General features: G+C 58.9%; 19 protein-coding genes. 2 read left to right on the top strand and 17 right to left on the bottom strand.

Annotated elements, in window-relative coordinates; all coding sequences use genetic code 11:
• The first annotated feature begins 669 nt into the window (after nucleotides 1–669).
• Nucleotides 670–1,035, top strand: coding sequence for a hypothetical protein (locus AAAX31_RS02580; protein ID WP_117564756.1), 366 nt, complete (start codon nucleotides 670–672; stop codon nucleotides 1,033–1,035).
• 135 nt (nucleotides 1,036–1,170) lie between these two features.
• Here AAAX31_RS02580 and AAAX31_RS02575 read toward each other — a convergent pair whose 3' ends face one another.
• The 3 genes from AAAX31_RS02575 to AAAX31_RS02565 all read right to left on the bottom strand — a co-directional run bounded on the left by AAAX31_RS02575 (nucleotide 1,171) and on the right by AAAX31_RS02565 (nucleotide 3,725).
• On the bottom strand, nucleotides 1,171–1,644 hold the full coding sequence (locus AAAX31_RS02575) for a YhcH/YjgK/YiaL family protein (RefSeq protein ID WP_117778978.1): 474 nt from the start codon (nucleotides 1,642–1,644) through the stop codon (nucleotides 1,171–1,173).
• Nucleotides 1,645–1,848: 204 nt separating this feature from the next.
• A complete protein-coding gene (locus AAAX31_RS02570) occupies nucleotides 1,849–2,784 on the bottom strand; it encodes a hexose kinase (protein ID WP_117778979.1) in 936 nt (311 codons plus the stop codon).
• Between the two features lie 59 nt (nucleotides 2,785–2,843).
• Nucleotides 2,844–3,725, bottom strand: a complete 882-nt coding sequence (locus tag AAAX31_RS02565; protein ID WP_349076089.1) for an aldose 1-epimerase family protein — start codon at nucleotides 3,723–3,725, stop codon at nucleotides 2,844–2,846.
• Between the two features lie 157 nt (nucleotides 3,726–3,882).
• On the opposite strand from AAAX31_RS02565, the gene AAAX31_RS02560 reads away from it, so the two are divergent.
• On the top strand, nucleotides 3,883–4,467 hold the full coding sequence (locus AAAX31_RS02560) for a hypothetical protein (protein WP_117648434.1): 585 nt from the start codon (nucleotides 3,883–3,885) through the stop codon (nucleotides 4,465–4,467).
• A gap of 75 nt (nucleotides 4,468–4,542) precedes the next feature.
• On the opposite strand, the gene nagA is transcribed toward AAAX31_RS02560, so the two are convergent.
• The 14 genes from nagA to AAAX31_RS02490 all read right to left on the bottom strand — a co-directional run bounded on the left by nagA (nucleotide 4,543) and on the right by AAAX31_RS02490 (nucleotide 17,458).
• Complete coding sequence (gene nagA, locus AAAX31_RS02555) at nucleotides 4,543–5,712, bottom strand: N-acetylglucosamine-6-phosphate deacetylase (protein WP_117646248.1); 1,170 nt, start codon at nucleotides 5,710–5,712, stop codon at nucleotides 4,543–4,545.
• 118 nt (nucleotides 5,713–5,830) lie between these two features.
• Complete coding sequence (locus AAAX31_RS02550) at nucleotides 5,831–6,997, bottom strand: SIS domain-containing protein (RefSeq protein ID WP_250787258.1); 1,167 nt, start codon at nucleotides 6,995–6,997, stop codon at nucleotides 5,831–5,833.
• Between the two features lie 114 nt (nucleotides 6,998–7,111).
• Complete coding sequence (locus tag AAAX31_RS02545) at nucleotides 7,112–7,843, bottom strand: GntR family transcriptional regulator (protein WP_349076088.1); 732 nt, start codon at nucleotides 7,841–7,843, stop codon at nucleotides 7,112–7,114.
• 184 nt (nucleotides 7,844–8,027) lie between these two features.
• Entirely contained in the window at nucleotides 8,028–9,110 is a 1,083-nt protein-coding gene (locus AAAX31_RS02540) for a PTS system mannose/fructose/sorbose family transporter subunit IID (RefSeq protein WP_349076087.1), read from the bottom strand.
• On the bottom strand, nucleotides 9,100–9,900 hold the full coding sequence (locus AAAX31_RS02535) for a PTS sugar transporter subunit IIC (RefSeq protein WP_022094610.1): 801 nt from the start codon (nucleotides 9,898–9,900) through the stop codon (nucleotides 9,100–9,102). Before AAAX31_RS02535 ends, AAAX31_RS02540 begins: the two co-directional genes overlap by 11 nt.
• A gap of 90 nt (nucleotides 9,901–9,990) precedes the next feature.
• Nucleotides 9,991–10,473: a PTS N-acetylgalactosamine transporter subunit IIB gene (agaV, locus tag AAAX31_RS02530; RefSeq protein ID WP_022094611.1), complete on the bottom strand. Its 483-nt coding sequence runs from the start codon at nucleotides 10,471–10,473 to the stop codon at nucleotides 9,991–9,993.
• Between the two features lie 36 nt (nucleotides 10,474–10,509).
• Nucleotides 10,510–10,791 carry a preprotein translocase subunit YajC gene (gene yajC, locus AAAX31_RS02525; protein WP_022094612.1) on the bottom strand — a complete coding sequence of 94 codons (282 nt, stop codon included), beginning with the start codon at nucleotides 10,789–10,791 and terminating at the stop codon, nucleotides 10,510–10,512.
• A complete protein-coding gene (locus AAAX31_RS02520; protein ID WP_035137680.1) occupies nucleotides 10,791–11,234 on the bottom strand; it encodes a PTS sugar transporter subunit IIA in 444 nt (147 codons plus the stop codon). The genes yajC and AAAX31_RS02520 overlap by 1 nt, the downstream gene beginning before the upstream one ends.
• A 631-nt stretch (nucleotides 11,235–11,865) precedes the next feature.
• Nucleotides 11,866–12,960 (bottom strand): hypothetical protein, encoded by a 1,095-nt coding sequence (locus tag AAAX31_RS02515; protein ID WP_349076085.1) that lies wholly within the window; start codon nucleotides 12,958–12,960, stop codon nucleotides 11,866–11,868.
• A 126-nt stretch (nucleotides 12,961–13,086) separates the two neighbouring features.
• Entirely contained in the window at nucleotides 13,087–14,172 is a 1,086-nt protein-coding gene (locus AAAX31_RS02510; RefSeq protein WP_349076084.1) for an isocitrate/isopropylmalate family dehydrogenase, read from the bottom strand.
• 6 nt (nucleotides 14,173–14,178) lie between these two features.
• Nucleotides 14,179–14,877: a hypothetical protein gene (locus tag AAAX31_RS02505; protein ID WP_117564743.1), complete on the bottom strand. Its 699-nt coding sequence runs from the start codon at nucleotides 14,875–14,877 to the stop codon at nucleotides 14,179–14,181.
• Nucleotides 14,878–14,892: 15 nt separating this feature from the next.
• Nucleotides 14,893–15,321 carry a hypothetical protein gene (locus AAAX31_RS02500; protein ID WP_055310425.1) on the bottom strand — a complete coding sequence of 143 codons (429 nt, stop codon included), beginning with the start codon at nucleotides 15,319–15,321 and terminating at the stop codon, nucleotides 14,893–14,895.
• Nucleotides 15,322–15,326: 5 nt separating this feature from the next.
• The gene (locus tag AAAX31_RS02495; RefSeq protein WP_349076083.1) at nucleotides 15,327–16,406 is read right to left on the bottom strand and encodes an NAD(P)-binding domain-containing protein; all 1,080 of its coding nucleotides are present in this window, start codon (nucleotides 16,404–16,406) and stop codon (nucleotides 15,327–15,329) included.
• Nucleotides 16,407–16,504: 98 nt separating this feature from the next.
• Nucleotides 16,505–17,458: a DegV family protein gene (locus AAAX31_RS02490; RefSeq protein WP_349076082.1), complete on the bottom strand. Its 954-nt coding sequence runs from the start codon at nucleotides 17,456–17,458 to the stop codon at nucleotides 16,505–16,507.
• Nucleotides 17,459–17,489 lie beyond the last annotated feature (31 nt).

The raw sequence follows: 17,489 nt of genomic DNA, 5'->3' as shown, positions 1-17,489 counted from the left end.
AATGCTTAGGGGCGGGGATTTACCAAAGTGAAATCTTAATGAAAAGAAACCCAGCTGCAACAATTGCCATGGTGAGGGCTCGAATTGGCCATATAGATCTAAAATAGTCACAATATACAAATGTCGAGAGATATTGGCGATATAGATGAAAAGAACTAAGGGTTTTCTTTTGCTGGTATTGATGCTGCTCGGACTGTTCTGCCTGAGTGGCCCTTCTTGGGCCAAGGCTGCCTGTCCTGAAGGTGAGCCTTAGCAGTCTTTTACGGGCAGCCTGCTGATAACTGCTAAGGAGGGCGATGCCGACTCTCAGTCTGGGGTAAATCCCCTTGCCACTTTTGAGGGGGACGGCGGAACGGTCAAGCTTGACCATATTGGTAGCGGGATTTTGAGGTGGCAAGTTCTTCCGGACAAAATTGCGAACGATCCCTTCTCTTTTGCTGGAACGATTTATCTATACAAGGTTGTGAGCGGAAAACAAAAAAACGTCGATTGCTATCCGACAAACGGGTATGGAATTGCATTCACCGGCATTTCGGGGCAGATTGATACACATGTACGAAAGGGAACCTAAGTGGTGCGTTGGGTTGGAGCTGCTGCAGGTCCGATACGGATTGCGGTCTTGCGCCCCGATGTCCAAATAGGTTTCTCTCTCTAGACGGGAAGTTGCTCATGGACGCCATATATGACGGAGATGACTGGGTCGATCATTATACTTGGCGCCTGGTCGGCTCGAACGACAATGGGGATGTGGTGTTTGATGGACTATGTCCAAAGCATCTCCATCCTTTTGTCTCGTCGTTAATTGAGAGTTCCGCTCGTGTTGCCCCCTACAGCTCGGCATCGCTTCATGATACGGACGTTTTGAAGACCATAAGGGAATCAATTGACGATGGCACGATGAGCGGCCCGCTGTTTTCTCGGCTTGTGGGGCTAGATGAGATTGGCTCGAAACGACTGCTTGCGGGCGAAAAAGTGGAACTCACTTATCGGTCGATGATTTCAATCCTGCGGCTAGCCGATGTTCTTCGCAAATAAATGAGGCTTCCCCATTCAAAAACAGAAAACCCCGCCAAACGTGATTTCCCTAGGGAAAACCCGTTTGGCGGGGTCCTAGCGTGATTTCCCTAGGGGAATCACGCCATCAGACGAACAGCTCAGCCGAGCAGCTCGCTACTCCTCCCAGTAGGCGTCGGCAAGCAACTTAAAGCAGATCTTCTTGACCGGCTGTGCGCCATCTCCCGGGAACTCGAGCGTGGGCATGTGGGGCTCGCCGGCAACGAACAGCGCGAATTTGTCGTCGGCAAGATCGCCGGCGATCGAGGCGTCGGAATCGACCAGGTCGTAGTCGTCCTTCTCGTCAAACTCCTGGACCAGCGTCAGGCTGCCCGTGGCAACCTTAAAGGCCTCACGACCCTCGACGTCAATCTGCAAGTCGTGATAGCGCTGATGCGTCTCGTAGTGAGCCTCGGCCTCGGGACGCGTCGTGGGAGCCATGACGTTCGCAAAGACCTTGTCGCCCAGAATCGGATGGCTGCCGACCTCGAGCTCCGCCGGGTCGTTCTCCTCGAGCCAGTCAATCAGCACGTCGAGGCCCTTGAGCATTCCGCGGTATTCCTCGATATCGCCCAGTGCACCGTAAATCATCTAAATCCCCTCTCGGATCGTTTCTTTGGCGGCTACTCGGCAAACACGTTACCGACGCTGTTGCCACCCACATACGTCTCGACCAGGCTAAGGTCGGGATTGAACACGACAAAGTCGGCGTCGCGCCCCGGCATAATGCTACCGCACTTGTCATCGGCTCTAACCACAGGCAAGCAACCGATACCGGGGCCGCGGCACAAGCTCTTACAGCTCGGTCACGACAACGCCGTTGTAGACCTCGTCCCAACGATCCATAACCAAGTGGCCAGTCATGGGATCCATGGCGTTGAGCTTGCCGCAGGTGTTGGCGGTACGCAGCACCGTCTCGTCATCCGCGCCGGCTGCGATGGCGTGCGCGAAGCCCGCGATAGTGGAGTCGCCAGAGCCCGTAGCGTTAACGGCGGGGATATCGGGGGTCTTGGCGCGGAATGCACGGCCGTTATGGAAGCCAACGGAGCCGGCAGCGCCCATGGATACGACGACCCAGGGAATATCGGAGAAGCGAGCATCCGAGGCGAGCGCGGCGCGGAGCTCGTCCACATCGTCGGTGGTAAAGCTCGTGCCCAAAAGGCCGTTAATCTCGGTCAGGTTAGGCTTGACCAGCTCGGGCTTGACCTCAGACTTGAGCGCAGCCTCGAGCGAAGCACCCGAGGTATCGAGCAACACCTTGGCGCCGGCGTTCTCGGCAATGCCCGTGATCTTGGCATAGTAGTCCGCCTCGACACCGCGGGGCAGCGAACCCGAAATGGTAACGACAGCGGCCTTGCTCGCAAGCTCGGTAAACTTGGCGGTAAAGGCATCGAGCTCCTCGGGGGCAATTGTCGGGCCGCTCTCGAGCAGCTCGGTCTGGTTGCCGGCATGAAGGATATTGAGGCAGATGCGGGTCTCGCCCTTGATGGGCACAAAGTCGTTGTTAATACCGTTGGCGTCCATGAGCTCGGCCATGTAGGCGCCCATGTGGCCGCCGAGCAGACCGGTTGCCACAACGTCGTCGCCCAGCTGGCCCAACACACGGGCCACGTTGAGGCCCTTGCCGCCGGCGGTCTTTTCGGGCGTCACACGGTTAACGTCGTCGATAATGAGCTCATCGAGCTGATAGCGCGTATCGACAGACGGGTTCATCGTAACGGTGAGGATCATTTTTAGCTCCTTATCTCGCAGGCTCCTTGTGCCTCGCGATACGAGTCGACAAAACGGAATTACAGAATCTCAATCGTGAACGAGCGAACGATGGTCTCCTTGGGCTTGGCGACAAGGCAGCCGCGCTTATGCTCAAGTACGTCGTCCTCATCGGAGCAGGTCGAGAGGCCGCCCCAGGGTTCAACTGCCACAAAATCGCCCTCGGGCTTACTCCACACAATGAGGTACGGAAAGCCCTCAAAGCTCAGGCGGACGCCCTTGTCCTCCCCCTTCTTGGAAAGCGTGACCTGACGACTCTCGAGTACGTCAAAGATGGTCTCCGCAAAATCGAAGAGCTCGTGCGACAGGGGCAGCGTCTTTCCCACCATGGGGTTCTTGGAGCGCCTGTCCACATCAATCAAGCCAGTCGAAGGAACGGCGGTGCAGAGCTCCGCAGCCTCATCCTTCTCAAAGCGCAACTCGTAGTCCGTATAGGCCTCGCCCTCATCGAGCGGGCACCTAAAGCCGGGATGCCCACCGATAAAGAACGGCATGTCCTCGGTTCCCTCGTTGGTCACCTCATAGGAGACTCGCACGGCGCTGTCCTCGAGCGTATAACGGGCGACGAGCCTAAACGGATACGGATAATCGCTCAGCAGCGCGGCGTTATCCTCCGAAGCCAGGCACATAGCCAACTCGTTCTCGCCTTGGCTCAGCAGCTTCCACTCCTGCTTGCGCGCAAAGCCGTGGCGAGCGAGCTTTACATGATGCCCGGCAAACGTCATGGCGCTGTTGTCGCGCAAGCCTCCGCAAATCGGGAAGCAGACCGGCGCCTGACCGGACCATACTGCGGGGTCGCCCTGCCACAAATACTCGCGACCGTCGGCCTCAATCGAGGTAAACGAGCCGCCGGCAGTGGAAACCTTAATAGAAATCGAATCGTTGGAAAGAGCGTATTCCATTACCCATCCTTTCGAACAACTGCTTTATTTCACGCAAGCGCCCGTTTCAATCCTAACCATAGAACAAACCCGCACGCTCATCGATGCGTCCGGTATCCCGGCCATGTAACGGGGTACCATACAGACATTGATGCAATTACAGCTGAAAGGCCTTCTTATGCGAACCATCATTCTTTATGCCTCACGCCACCACGGCAATACGAAAAAGCTCGTGGACGCCATCGTCGAGGCGCACCCCGAAATCGATACCCTCGACGTGAAAACACTCGGCAAAAACGAGTATCCCAACCTGCACGAATACCATCTGATTGGTGTCGCCACGGGCATCTATTACTCCGAGATCGACAAGGACATGGCACGCGTGCTCACTAACGTGTTGCAGCCGCAGGACAAGGTGTTTGGCCTTATGACCTACGGTGGCAAAAACAAGTGGTACGGCAAGGATATCGATGGCATCTGCCGCATGAGGCAGGCCATCTTTATGGGTGTCTACGGCTGCCCCGGCTTTGATACGTGGGGGCCGTTCAAACTCACCGGCGGTGTCCAAAAGGGGCACCCGACCGCTGAGGAAATTAAGGGTGCCGTCGACTTCTTCGACAAGATCGAAGACGAGTATGGAGACATCATCGTCGAAGAGTACGCCAAGCGCGAGAAGCGCCTAGCATACGAGAAGGAGCATCCTGCGGGGGGTCTTGTGGCCGGCGTCAAGCGCACGGCAAAGAAGATCGCTAACAAGCTGTAACTGTTAAGGTGCTTTTGAGCGTTTAACCCATACGGCGGGTCCGAGCAGATTCGGGCCCGCCGTCTTTTTCTATCGTTACTCGGTAAAGGCGTTGCCGACGCTCTGGCCGCCAACATACGTCTCGACGAGGGTGAGCTCATGGTCGAACACGACAAAGTCGGCGTCGCGACCCGGCATGATGCTGCCGCACTTATCCTCGATGTGCGCGGAGCGTGCCGGCACCTCGGTTGCCATGCGAATGGCGATATCGGCGCTGGCGATGCCCCAGTCGACGATGTTCTTGACGCCCTGGGCAAGCGTGAGCACCGAACCGGCAATGCTCTTGCCATCGGCGAGCCAGCACAGGTTGTCCTTCATGATGACGTCCATGCCGCCGCTGGTGTAGCTGCCCTCGGGCATGCCGCCGCAGCCCAGGCAGTCGGTGATGAGTACCGTGTGCTGCCAGCCCTTGGCCTGCAGCAGCGCCTTGATGGCGGCAGGGTTTACGTGCTTGCCGTCACAGATGATCTCGGCGTAGGTCTCGGACGTGGACATAGCAGCACCCACGACACCGGGCTCACGGTGATGCAGCCCGCGCTGGCCGTTATAGGTATGCGTAAAGCAGCTGGCACCGGCGTTGATGGCGGCGATGCACTCATCGTAGGTGGCGTCGGAGTGACCGATGCTGGTCACCACACCCTTGGCGTTCAGAGCGGCCGCATAAGCAGCGGCACCGTCGCGCTCGGCCGCCATGGCGCTCTTAACGATGCGACCGCCCGCAGCCTCCTGCCACTGATCAAAGACCTCCTCGGAGGGATCGATAAGATAAGCGGGGTTCTGCGCGCCCACGTGCTTCATGGTAAAGAAGGGGCCCTCCAGGTAGATGCCCTGAATGCGAGCACCGCAGAAGTCGGGGCCGCGACCCTCGTCCGCCTGAGCGATGGCGGCGCAGGCGTCCTTGATCTGCTCGACGCCATCGGTGAACGTCGTGGGTAGCCAGCTGGTGGTACCGCGACGGGCGAGCTCAGTCGAGCTGATATCGATACCCTCGGGGTCGTTATCGGTAGTCGAGTGGTTATAGAAGCCATGGATGTGGGTATCGACCATACCCGGTGCGATCCACGATCCCGTGTAGTCCTTGATCTCGCAAGAGGGCTCGTCGGCCTGCCAGGCGCCAAAGACGCCATCCTCGACCATAAGATAGCCGCCCAGCTGCGGACCTGCCGGCAAGAAGAACTTGTCAGCCTTAATTGCGTACGTGCTCATATGCACTCCTTGCTTCTAAAGCAGTTGACTGTGGTGATGCTTATACCCAGCCCACGTAATAACAAAAAGCGCCCGCCCGCCGTTATGAGCGGACGGGCGCCCTTACAGGGGGACGCGATTAAGCGGTGAAGGGGTGAATCGTCACGCCCTTAACCACGCGGTTGACCGTACCGGTGGGGCTCGGCGTGTCGGGCGTGTTGCCCACGCGCACGGAGTTGAGCAGGCTGATAGCCTGAGCAAACATCACGAACGGCAGAGCAAGGTAGCCCTCGGGAAGCGCCTCGTAGCCCTTAAAGGTGAAGGACTCGCCCTCGTAGACGGTAGCGCCATCCTGCTGAACGGCAACGGTGTGCTGAGCGATCTTGTCGCCACCGATCTCATTGAGGATGTCGATGTCGTACTGACGGGTGTAGGCGTCGTTGTTGACGAACACGAAGACGAGCGTCTTATCGTCGACGAAGGACTTAGGTCCGTGACGATAGCCCATGGAGGTGTCGTAGGAAGTAGCGACCAGACCGTGAGCGAGCTCAAGGATCTTGAGCTGGCTCTCCTGGGCAAGGCCACCGAAGGAGCCAGAACCCAAGTAGGTCACACGGTTGAAGTCGCCAGCCAGGTAATCGGCGATCTCGGGCTCACGGGAGATGACCTCCTCGCCCATCTTGGCAATCGTCTCGACCCACTCGGCCTTCTGCTCGTCAGAGGCAGTGTCGAAAATAAGGGTGGAGAGCAGGGTCATGCAGGAATAAGAACCGGTCATGGCGAAGCCCTTGTCGTTGGCGCGCGGAATGAGCAGCGTCAGCGCGTTGGGATCATCGGCAGACTCGACGGCGAGCTTGCCCTCGGGAGCGCAGGTGATGTTGAGGAACTTGACGTTGTGGACGAGCTCCTTGGCAACGGCAACGGCAGCAAGGCTCTCGGGGCTGTTGCCAGAGCGGGCAAAGGAAACCACGAGTGTGGGATCCTCGGCGCGCAGGAAGTCACGCGGGGCGCTCACGATGTCGGTCGTGGCGATGGGCTTAAAGTCGTAGAGATCAGTGTTGCCAGCGTGACGCAAGTACGGGGCGCAGGTATCGCCAACGTAGTCGGACGTACCGGCACCGGTGAAGACAACGGACAGACGGCCCTCGCCCATAGCGCGAGCCTCGGCCAGGAAGGCCTCGATGGCCTCCTTGTTCTCGCGATAGATGTTGAGCGTATCACGCCAAAGCTCAGGCTGCTGAGCAATCTCGGCCGTGGTGATCTGGGCGCCGAGCTCGGTGAGCTCCTCGACACTCTTCTCGAACATTTCTAATACCTCTCTCTAGAAGTAATCCTCTGACGTGCAATTATACACTTCAGTTGGTTATCTGGTAGTAACCAGTTAAATGCAAAGAATCATCATATGGAAACGATGCGAACACTAGTCGCTACGCTGGTGGTAAACCTTGTATTTAAACTGATCGGCACGAGCAACCGAGAGTGTATACTCCACAACCTCGTTTGACTCGTTATACGTAGTCCTGACCAAATCGAGCACAGGCGAGCCCTCGACAATTCCCAAAAGGTGGGCGTCGGTGGGACGGGCTATGCTCGCATAGAACTCCTCTTCGGCCACGCGTATCTTTTGCTGAAAGTCTTGCTCAATCACATCGTAAAGCGGCTTACGCTCCAGTAGCGGTCGCTTTAGGGACAGAAATTGACGAACCGGTAGATAGCTGCGTTCGACCATCATGGGCATGTTGTCGGCAGAACGAAGGCGCTTGAGCTTAAAAATGCGATCGCCGATGCGCAATCCCAGATGCTCGGCCAGATTCTTATCGGCCTCTATCTCGCAAAACTCGAGAATCGTGGTCTCGGGGTCGCGACCCATCGCGCGCATCTGCTCGGTAAAGCTGTAGGACTGCATAAGATTGGTTGCCTTTGCCGAACGGTCGGTCACAAAGGTACCGCGACCGTGCTGCCGAACCACCAATCCTAAACGCTCCAGTTCCTGCAGAGCCAGGCGTACCGTAGTGCGCGAGAGACCATAGCGCTCCGATAGTTCGCGCTCGGAAGGAATCATGTCACCGGCGCGATATTCATGGTCGATCTTTTCGGTCAGAATATCGACCAGCTGATCGTACAGCGGTTGCTTACGCGCTCCGATCGCCATCCTATCCTCCCATTTTCTCAAACTCGGCTACTACCTTGGGTGTTTAGCATTATCTGTCTGCCACACCCGAATCAACAAGAAAACAAAAGCCGCGCGCTCTTTCGAGCACGCGGCTTTTAACATACACATGGCTTAAGGGGTCGGGGTGTGAGCCGCGTAGGGACACACCCCTCAAGCTAGAGCCTTACCAGATGCTCGGCCAGAGACCAAGCGGGCCAGCGCCCAGGATGCCGAGGACGAAGAGCAGCAGAATGCCCTTGGTCGGGGTCCAGCTGTGCTTAGCGAACATGTAGTAAAGCAGCAGCGTAAGCATAAGCGGGACGAGCTTCGGGACGATGGTGTTGAGGGTGTCGGCAACAGAGAAGTTGACCGGATCCTCGGTGACGGTAGCGTAGGTCACGGACTCCATGCCGTTGCCCAGATCGGCGACGCCGCACTTGACCTCGTTGCCGTCGGCATCGACGGCGGTGAGGGCGTTGCCGTCCTCATCGGTCATGGCGATGGTACCGGCCTCAGCGGTCTCGGTATCGATGCCCTCCATACCGGTGAAGTTCTCGGCCTCCTTCTCGGAGACGATCACGGTAGTAGGGGCAAGGCCACGGGTGGTGCCGTTGGGGATCTGGAGGTTGATCTGGGTGCCACCCATGGTGACGACCAGGCAACCGACGACGAAGACGCCCATGATGGAAGCGGCACGCGTGAAGGCCTGCATGTTGGCGGTCAGAGCGTCAATAGCGCTGGTGCCAAGCTTGTAGGACCAGTTCATGAGCCAGAAGCGCAGAGCGAACTGGACGGCGTTGAAGATCACCAGGAAGATGATCGGCGCAGCGGCGTTGCCGTTGATGGCCATGTTGGAGGTGATGCCGGCCGTGATAGGCACGAGCGTCAGCCAGAACAGGGCGTCACCGATACCACCGAGCGGGCCCATTGCGGCGACGCGGACGGCGCGGATCGTGGGGATGTCAACCTTGTTCTGCTCGAGCGAAAGCACGATGCCCATAACAAAGGTGACGAGGAACGGGTGAGTGTTGAAGAACTCCAGGTTGTGGCTCATGGAAGCCGCGAGGTCGTTCTTGTTGGTGTGGATCTTCTCCAGACCGGGGATGATGGAGTAGAGCCAGCCAGCGGCCTGCATACGCTCGTAGTTGAACGAGGCCTGCAGGAAGCAGGAGCGCCAAGCCATCTTGTTGAGGGTCTTCTGGTCGAGCTGCGGAGCAGGAGTGAGATCCTCGTAGTGCTCCGGGATCACATACTCATTAGATGCCATCTTCGAAGTCACCTCCGTCAGAAACAGCTGCACCCTTCAGCTCGGTCTGCTGCTGGAAGTCCCAGAAAGCGATGCCGAAGCCGATGAGAGCGAGGATGAGCAGAGCAGGGGTTGCCAGCGAATCGTTGGCAACGGTGATGAGCGCGAGGCCAAAGCCCATGAGGAAGAAGCCCCACATATCGCGGTTCATCATAACCTTGAGCAGGACGGCGAAGCCGACGAAGCGCATCATGCCGCCTGCAGCGGACAGACCGGTCTGCAGCCAAGTCGGGATGGCGGAAGCGATGGTCTGACCAATGGTAGCGCCAGCGATGAAGAACAGGGTGACGACGACAGCGAAGATCAGGCCGAGCAGAGCCATGGCGAAGTAGTTCAGGCGCTCGATGCCCTTGGTGTCCGCGTTATGAGCCATGTTATCGGCCGTGGACATAAGCGGGGACATAAGCGTGAAGACCAGGGTAACGCCGAGCTGACCAAGCAGAGCGAACGGAATGGCAAGGCCGACTGCCGCGTTGGGCTCGAGGCCCGTGGCGATAGCGAGAATGGCTGCCATGATGCCGCCGATGACGGCGTTAGGCGGCTGAGCGCCTCCGATCGGCATGTTGCCAATCGTCATAAGCTGATAGGTACCACCCACGAGAAGACCGGTGTTGAGGTCGCCAAGGATAAGACCGATGACGGCGCCGGTGACGATGGGCTGATAGAGAGACTCGAGGAAGTCAAACTGGTCGATTGCCGCGATGAACGTGACGACGAAGACCAGAGCGATCTGGATGATCGAGTATTCCATCTTGCTCCTCCTTTCAAAATGAATGTACGCACTTTGGATTTTACGTACAGAATGTCAGGGTTTCATTCCTGACAACGTGGATCATGAGGATTACGAGAAGAGCTTGCTCGTGTCCTCAACAGGCGTGCTCGGAACGCGCCTGATCTCCAACTCCACCCCCAATTCCTGCAGCTCTTTAAACGCAGCGACATCCTCGTCGTTAACTGCGACGGAGGTGGCGACTTGGCGCTTTCCTTCCGACATGTGCATGTTGCCGATGTTTACCTTCTTTATAGGCACACCGCCCTTGACGAGCGTAAGCACGTCTTCCGGTGTTTCGGCCACGATGAAGATCTTCTGGCGCGGGCTCGCCTTGCCAATGACGTCGATGGTCTTCTGCAGAGAGAAGAAACGCGTAGCGACGCCGGCGGGAGCGGCCATCTTCATGAGGTTCTGGCGCATGGTGTTGGACGCCACGTCGTCGTTGGCGACGAGGATGAGGTTGGAGCCCAGGGTGGAGTTCCACTGGGTGGCAACCTGACCATGAACCAGTCGGTTATCGATGCGGGTAAGAAGAATGTTGGGTTCTGCCATGTTGATCAGCTTCCTTTCGTTATTTGCTGACGACAGTTACTTGATCTCCTGAATCGCGTAACGCGAAACATCTACGACGGCTCCGGATCGGACTTTGATCTGGACCTTCTCGCCTTCGATGCCTTTGACGGTTCCGTAGATACCGCCGGCGAAAAGAACCTCTTGACCCGGCTTGAGCTCGGTGTGCAGCTCCTTGAAGTACTTCTGCTTCTTCTTCATGTTGATTTGCGACCAGATGGTGTAAATCAAGCCCATGATGACAAGCAGGCCTAAAAGGGCGACCGAGGAGCTCAGGACGTTGGCTCCGAAATCGGCCATTAGATGCCGTCCTCGTCGCCGAAGATATCCTCTTCCTCGGAGCCGGCAACGGATGCGACCGTCTGGGCGGTGACGCCCGTCTGGCCAACGGTCACGGCCTGCTCGCCAAGCTCGGCGAGCGTGGCATTGCCGCGGAGGAACAGAAGCTCAATAACCATGGGAAGGTTGGTGCCAGTCAGAACCTCGACGTTGTCGACATCCTGGGCAATCATCATCGACTGGTTGAACGGGGTGCCGCCAAGCAGGTCGGTAAAGACGAGCACGCCATCGCACTCCTCGCGCATGGCGGTAATAGCGGCGCGGAGATCCTCACCGTAGGATGCGGCCTGGTCGCCCTCAAAAGGAACGACGGTAAAAGCAGGCTGGTCGCCGGCAACCATAGCGATAGCGCTTGCAAGGCCGGGTGCGAACTGTCCATGACCGGTAAGAATAAAGCCAACCATTCAAATTTCCCTTCCGAAGGTGTGTACGATCTGAGTCCGATGATTTTCGGAAGCCAGCGGGCACTCGCCCTTAAAGCTTCTTAGAAAGCGTTCTTTGAAGACCAGTGGTTTCTAAACTGGTAGTAACCACGTGACGTGTTGTTGTCACTATATCACCCTAGAAGAGGTCGCTTTCGCTGATTCAAACAGTAAAACGTTTTTGCACCGCTCACGGTGATATTTCGACCGTTTACCGGTCGTTAACACTTCTACCTGCGGTTTTGAAACCGTTTCGAAACGCTTTGGCAAAAGATCGGAACTTTTCCTGTCCCTAAACAACGCAGGGCGGCTAAAAATAGCGTGTAGAAAAATTGCAGGTCATTGTGAAGATATGTGAATTGGTCTTTTTGACTTAATACCAGTTAGAACCAGTTTTGAGATTATCGGTGAACGGTAGTTTTCGACCGCTCACCGGTTACTTGCAATCGTTTGCAGTTGTTTTCCCAGATGAATTAGGGAAGCGCGATGGAGCGCTTGCGCGGGCGCGAGGCCTACCCCAGTGGTTTCGGCAGCAAAAAGCCCGCTAGAACGTTGTCCGTTCTAGCGGGCTAAATCAGGCAGATCGGCTAGCGCGCAGTAGTGCAGGCAAACCTTACGCAAACAGGCCGTAGATGCTGATGTTGGCCTTGGCGTAGAGGCCGTTAGCATACTCGGTCCACTTGGAGCTGGCGCTCGAAGCCTGCGAGGAATACTGCTGGTAGGCGGTGTAATAGGCGGTCATGGCCTGCTTATAGGTAGCGCTATCGGCCGTAAAGGCATCGTCGGCAAAGGCCTTAGCATAAGTGCCGTTCTCGTCCTTCCAGGTGCCCTTAGAGCTATCCCACTCGTCACCGGCAAGGTTGATGATGTAGTCGGCGTAGTCCTTGCTCGCGGTCTCCTCGTTGCCGTCAGAAGGCTCGGTCGGGGCGGTCGGCATGCTTGCGGAGCTATCGCCCACCTTCTTCTTGTAGAGCTTCTGCAGCGTCGCGGACTGGCGGACGATCTGCTTGGCCTGGTCCTTGGACACGCCATACTGCGTGGCCATGGTCTTGTAGTCAGAAGTGCCGATGGAATCCTCGGCGTACTGCTTCATCTCCTTGGAAGAGACGGTAATGCCCTCGTCCTCGGCAGCATCGAGCAGGATCTTGTTGCGCACGTAGGACAGGATGACGTCGGCAGAAGGAGCGGTGTAGTTGCCATCACTATCCTTGACGGTATCGAGGCTGTACTGGCTCTCGATGGCCTCGCGCGCAGTGATGTCGCTCTTCTTGCCGTTGTAGCTATAGCTTGCCACGGTCGAATCGAGCTGATCCTCGGTGAGGGTCGCCGAGCCGACACCCTTGCCGCCAAAGCCGCCATTGCCAATAAAGAAGCCGACCACCGCAGCAATCACGACTGCAACCACAAAGGCGGCGATCATCGTCTTCTTGTGCTTGGATGCATGGTCGTCTTCGTCGGAACCCAGGATATCGTCGTCCTCATCGGTGGCCTCGGGCATCAGATTCTCGTCAGCGGCATCTGCGGCGATCTGAGCCTCCAGACGGGCGTCCTCTTCCTCGGCCGTCGTGCCGGCGGCAATGTGCTCGGCAGACGTGCCGGCGACCAGGTCGATCTTCTCGTCCTCATCACCGTCGGGGCCTTCGCCGCGCTCGATGATCTGGATGCCGTCGATCTCGTCCTTCTCGTCCTTCTTTTGAATCAGACCCATATCAGTTACTCCTTGTTAGGAAACATAGTCCTCAATAGAATACGCCCGACGAGGCGCCGGGCGTATTGATTCTTAGGTTATACGCAAACACTTAAGTACTATTTAGGCGTTTGCAGCGTGCATACCTTAGGCCAGGTGCGCGATAACGGCATCGGCAAAGGCCTGCGTGCCCACAGCGCCCTCAACGGAGCCGGTCTGGGCACGACGCACGTCACCGGTAACCTGCTCGCCCTCGTCGAGCGTGGCAGATACGGCGGCACGAATGCGATTGGCAGCATCGTTCTCGCCCAGGTGGTCGAGCATCATCGCAGCAGAGAGGATCTCGGCCGTGGGGTTGGCGATATCCTGACCGGCGATATCGGGCGCGGAGCCGTGCGTAGCCTCAAAGATTGCGCAGTCGGCACCGATGTTGGAGCCGGGGGCCATTCCTAAGCCGCCCACCAGGCCGGCACACAGGTCGCTCACGATGTCGCCGTACAGGTTGGGCAGCACCAGGACATCGAAGTCGTTGGGGTTCTGGACCAGGCCCATGCAGGTGGCGTCGACGATCTTGTCGTTGAACTCGATATCGGGATAGTTGGCTGCCACCTCGCGCGCCACGCGCAGGAACAGGCCGTCGGTCGCCTTCATGATGTTGGCCTTGTGCACGGCCGTCACCTTTTTGCGGCCGCAGCGGCGGGCATACTCAAAGGCATACTCCACAATGCGACGGCTCTTGGCGATAGAGATCGGCTTGATCGAGATGGCGGAATCGGAGGCGAAGGTCTTCTGGCCCGAGCGCTCGACAAGCTGCGAGAGCTCCTCGACCTCGGCAGCGCCCTCATCGAACTCGATGCCGGCGTAGAGGTCCTCGGTGTTCTCGCGCACGATGACCAGGTCGACGTCGCGGAAGCGCGAGCCGTCGCCCGGCTGCGACAGGCAGGGGCGCACGCAGGCGTACAGGTCGAAGTGCTTGCGCAGGGCGACGTTAACGCTGCGGAAACCCGTGCCGACCGGCGTGGTGATGGGACCCTTGATGGCAACCTTGGTCTGGGCGACCGCATCGAGCACGTGCTGGGGCAGCGGCGTGTCAAACTCGTCCATGACGCCGGCGCCGGCCTCCTGGACGTTCCAGTTGATCTGGACACCGGTGGCCTCGACCACGCGGCGCATGGCCTGCGTAATCTCGGGACCGATACCGTCACCGGGAATCAGGACTACATCGTGCGCCATAATCTGTTACTCCTCGTCTTCGGCGTCGTCAGATTTTTTAACGCTAGCACGCTTCTTCTTTTTGGAGAGATCCAGGCCAAAACGTTTAACAAGCATTTCGCAAATCTCGCTCGAACGGGCCTTGAGATAGCTGCCCTTACCGTTCTCGGCATCGAACTTAAGGCGCAGCGCAAGCTTCTCGGCAACCTCGGCGTCGATCTCGCCCTGGCAAAACTCGTACAGGCAACCGAGCATGTCGCGATACTCAAGGTCGCCGTGGTAGCACTGGATGGCCTCGTCCAGGATGGGCCAAGCCTCGCGCGAACGTTCGACACTCGTGGCACCCCACACGCACAGCAGGCGGAAGGCGGCATAGCGCAGCGTGGAGGAGATCTCGTCGAACAGTGCGGTCTCGGCGCCCTCAAAGGCATCGCCCAGCTGCTCGGGGCAGGTGGTGGCGAGCGCCGTCAGGGCATCGAGGGCCTCCCAGCGGGTCTGCGCCTCGGGGCGGTCGAGCGCCTCGATCAACGCGGGCACGCAGGGCACGACGCGCTGCGGATCGCGCTCGGCAAGCAGGTGCAGCACGCGGGCGGCAAACTGGCGGATGCGGCGCGTGGGGCAGCCGAGCTCCTGGACCAGGCGATCGACGGCGTTCTCGTTCTCCTCTGCCAGCTGGAGCTGTGCCAGCTCCTCGTCGGTGAGCTGTTCGTCTTTGTTTTCTGCCATAGTTACCTCTTCTTACTATTTCTTAGCGTGCTTGCCAGCACCCTTGCTGTCATCGGTGACCGAGATGAGCTGTCGGTCGGCCGCGCCATTGCGACGTGCGCGGCGGCGCTCCTCGGCGTCGCCCGCGTCGGCGGCGGCGCGATGAGCCTTGTTGACGTTAAAGACCTCGTCGTGCTTGCGCCACGGACCGACGGACTCGCCAAAGCTCATCTTAAGGCCTGCGATAAAGCCGCCGAGCCAGCCGATCGGCGCAAACTGCACCAGCGGGAACAGCGAGAACACCCAGGTCAGCAGGACGACTGCCGCCGCACCCGCAAAGTTGGCAATCCAGTAGTCGCGCTTGGTGATCACGCGCTTTTCGCAGGCCCACTGGCCGCACAAAAAGCCGATGTAAATCGCAAAGAGAAAGAGCACCAGCGCAAGCACCACGAACGTCCAGCTCATAGGCGCTACTCCCCGTGATGGTGGCCGCAGCAGCACTCGTGGCCGTCGTCATGGCCGTGGCCACCGCAGCACTCGTGGTCCTCGCCATGGTGATGGCCACAACCGCACTCATGGTCCTCGCCGTGCTCGCCGCAACCGCAACCTTCCTCGTGAGCGCCATGCTCCTCGGGACGATACTGCGACCAGTCCAGACCGGCGGCGATGGCATCGGCCTCCTCCTTATAGAGGACCGTGATGGCCTGGGTGCCCAGCTTGGCGCCACCGATAGCGTCGAGCATGTCGTAGAGCGTAAAGGCCACGTCGGCGCCGGGCAGCGCGAGCTCGCGGTCATCGGCGTAGGCGAGCGCCAGACGCAGGTCCTTAATGAAGTGCTCGACCATAAAGCCGGGCTTGTAGTCGCCATCGAGCGCCTTGGGCGCCAGGCTCTCCATGGCGCCGGACTTGCCGGTGCCGCCCAGGATCATCTGACGGGTCTTCTCCAGATCAAGGCCGCTCAGCTCGGCAAACGCCAGCGCATCGGCCATGCCGACCATGCAGGCGCCCAGCGACACCTGGTTGGCGAGCTTGGCAGCCTGGCCCTTGCCAGCGCCGTCGAAGCAGCAGATGTTGGCCGCGAAGGTGGCAAGGATGTCGCGGACTGGGGCGATATCGTTCTCGGTGGCGCCCACGATAGCCGTGAGCGTGCCGGCGATAGCACCAGACTCGCCGCCGGTGACGGGGCAGTCAAACGCCATGTGGCCGGAAACCTGGGCGGCCTCGGCAATGTCGCGCGCCAGCTCGGGGGAGCTCGTGGTGAGGTCGATCAGCACCGCGCCCGGCTTGGTGCACGCGAGCAGGCCGTCGCCCGCCAGGTAGAGCTCCTCGACCTCGGAGGGATAGCCCACCATGGTAAAGACGACATCGGCGTTCGCCGCGGCATCTGCCGGCGTATCGGCCCAGACGGCACCGCGCTCGATAAGCGCCGCCGCCTTGGACTTAGTGCGGTTGTTGACCGTGACGGGATAGCCGGCGTCCAGAATGTGGCCGGCGATGGGGGCACCCATGATTCCGGTGCCGATAAATGCGACAGAGAGCTTGTTTGCCATGAAGCCTTTCCTTTTGGGTTGGGTGTTATTACCAGGTTGAATACTCGGTGCCAGCGTTTGGGCTGTGAGTTGGGATCGATTACGGCCGCGTTACTTGCCTACTGACCGCGCACGCGGCGGGCGATGCGGTCGGATAGCGACGCCTTGTCGGCGCGGTTCTTACCCCAAAACGCGCAGGCCACCATGCCGGGGCCCACGTGCGAGCCAATGGTGGGACCCACGGAGCTGCGAATGATCGTGACGTCGGCGCAACCCTCCTCCTTGCGGATGGCGGCTTCGAGCCAGTCGCCGTCCTTTTCGGCGTCGGCCGTCATAATGGCGATGGGCATGGTGCGATCGGGCACATAGTTCTCGCGGAACGACTTGAGAATGGACTTGAGCGCCTTCTTGCGGCCGCGGTTGACGCCGATCAGCGACAGCGAGCCGGCAAGGTCGTAGGAAAGCTCGGGCTTGACGTCGAGTTTTGCCGTGAGCTGCGCCGCCGCGGGCGGAATGCGGCCGCCAGCAGCCAGTGCGTCGAAGCTCTCGAGCGTAAAGTAACCGTGGACATAGGTCTTAGCCTCGTTTACCCAGTCGACCAGCTGCTTGGCGGTCAGTCCCGCCGAACGCTGGCGCACGGCCTCGAGCGCCAAGAGCGCGCCGGTCGCGCAGGGCAGAGCGTTGTCGACCACGTAGATCTCAAAGTTGGGATACTCGGCGCGCACGGCATCTGCCGCCTGGCACGCGGAGTTGTAGCTCGACGACAGCGCCGAGGTAAAGCACAGGTAGACCGTGGGCGTGCCCTCTTTGGCGCACTCGGTAAAGAACTCGATATAGCGACCGAGCGACACAGCCGAGGTGGACACGCGGGCACCGGCGCGCATGCGGTCGTAGAACTCCTTAGGGCTCATGCTCGACCAGATGTCGTCCGTACGCTCCTCGCCATCGATAATGAAGGGGAAACCCAGGATATCGACATCGAGGTTCGCGGCGACCTCGGGGCTAAAGTCGCAGCAGGTATCGACGACGATGCGGCAACGGTCCGAATGACCGGCGGATGCGGCCTTGTCCATCAAAGCGACTCCTTACGTAAAAAGGCGGCCA

Origin of the sequence: Collinsella sp. CLA-ER-H5 (assembly GCF_040092375.1) — a bacterium.
GTDB lineage: Bacteria > Actinomycetota > Coriobacteriia > Coriobacteriales > Coriobacteriaceae > Collinsella.
Note: the sequence above shows the minus strand (reverse complement) of the source record. Positions and strands in the feature narration are given on the sequence as shown.

Bases quoted from the DNA above. Each gene is read 5' to 3' on its own strand.
- AAAX31_RS02580 (WP_117564756.1), top strand. From the start codon at position 670: ATGGACGCCATATATGACGGAGATGACTGGGTCGATCATTATACTTGG.
- AAAX31_RS02575 (WP_117778978.1), bottom strand. From the start codon at position 1,644: ATGATTTACGGTGCACTGGGCGATATCGAGGAATACCGCGGAATGCTC.
- AAAX31_RS02570 (WP_117778979.1), bottom strand. From the start codon at position 2,784: ATGATCCTCACCGTTACGATGAACCCGTCTGTCGATACGCGCTATCAG.
- AAAX31_RS02565 (WP_349076089.1), bottom strand. From the start codon at position 3,725: ATGGAATACGCTCTTTCCAACGATTCGATTTCTATTAAGGTTTCCACT.
- AAAX31_RS02560 (WP_117648434.1), top strand. From the start codon at position 3,883: ATGCGAACCATCATTCTTTATGCCTCACGCCACCACGGCAATACGAAA.
- nagA (WP_117646248.1), bottom strand. From the start codon at position 5,712: ATGAGCACGTACGCAATTAAGGCTGACAAGTTCTTCTTGCCGGCAGGT.
- AAAX31_RS02550 (WP_250787258.1), bottom strand. From the start codon at position 6,997: ATGTTCGAGAAGAGTGTCGAGGAGCTCACCGAGCTCGGCGCCCAGATC.
- AAAX31_RS02545 (WP_349076088.1), bottom strand. From the start codon at position 7,843: ATGGCGATCGGAGCGCGTAAGCAACCGCTGTACGATCAGCTGGTCGAT.
- AAAX31_RS02540 (WP_349076087.1), bottom strand. From the start codon at position 9,110: ATGGCATCTAATGAGTATGTGATCCCGGAGCACTACGAGGATCTCACT.
- AAAX31_RS02535 (WP_022094610.1), bottom strand. From the start codon at position 9,900: ATGGAATACTCGATCATCCAGATCGCTCTGGTCTTCGTCGTCACGTTC.
- agaV (WP_022094611.1), bottom strand. From the start codon at position 10,473: ATGGCAGAACCCAACATTCTTCTTACCCGCATCGATAACCGACTGGTT.
- yajC (WP_022094612.1), bottom strand. From the start codon at position 10,791: ATGGCCGATTTCGGAGCCAACGTCCTGAGCTCCTCGGTCGCCCTTTTA.
- AAAX31_RS02520 (WP_035137680.1), bottom strand. From the start codon at position 11,234: ATGGTTGGCTTTATTCTTACCGGTCATGGACAGTTCGCACCCGGCCTT.
- AAAX31_RS02515 (WP_349076085.1), bottom strand. From the start codon at position 12,960: ATGGGTCTGATTCAAAAGAAGGACGAGAAGGACGAGATCGACGGCATC.
- AAAX31_RS02510 (WP_349076084.1), bottom strand. From the start codon at position 14,172: ATGGCGCACGATGTAGTCCTGATTCCCGGTGACGGTATCGGTCCCGAG.
- AAAX31_RS02505 (WP_117564743.1), bottom strand. From the start codon at position 14,877: ATGGCAGAAAACAAAGACGAACAGCTCACCGACGAGGAGCTGGCACAG.
- AAAX31_RS02500 (WP_055310425.1), bottom strand. From the start codon at position 15,321: ATGAGCTGGACGTTCGTGGTGCTTGCGCTGGTGCTCTTTCTCTTTGCG.
- AAAX31_RS02495 (WP_349076083.1), bottom strand. From the start codon at position 16,406: ATGGCAAACAAGCTCTCTGTCGCATTTATCGGCACCGGAATCATGGGT.
- AAAX31_RS02490 (WP_349076082.1), bottom strand. From the start codon at position 17,458: ATGGACAAGGCCGCATCCGCCGGTCATTCGGACCGTTGCCGCATCGTC.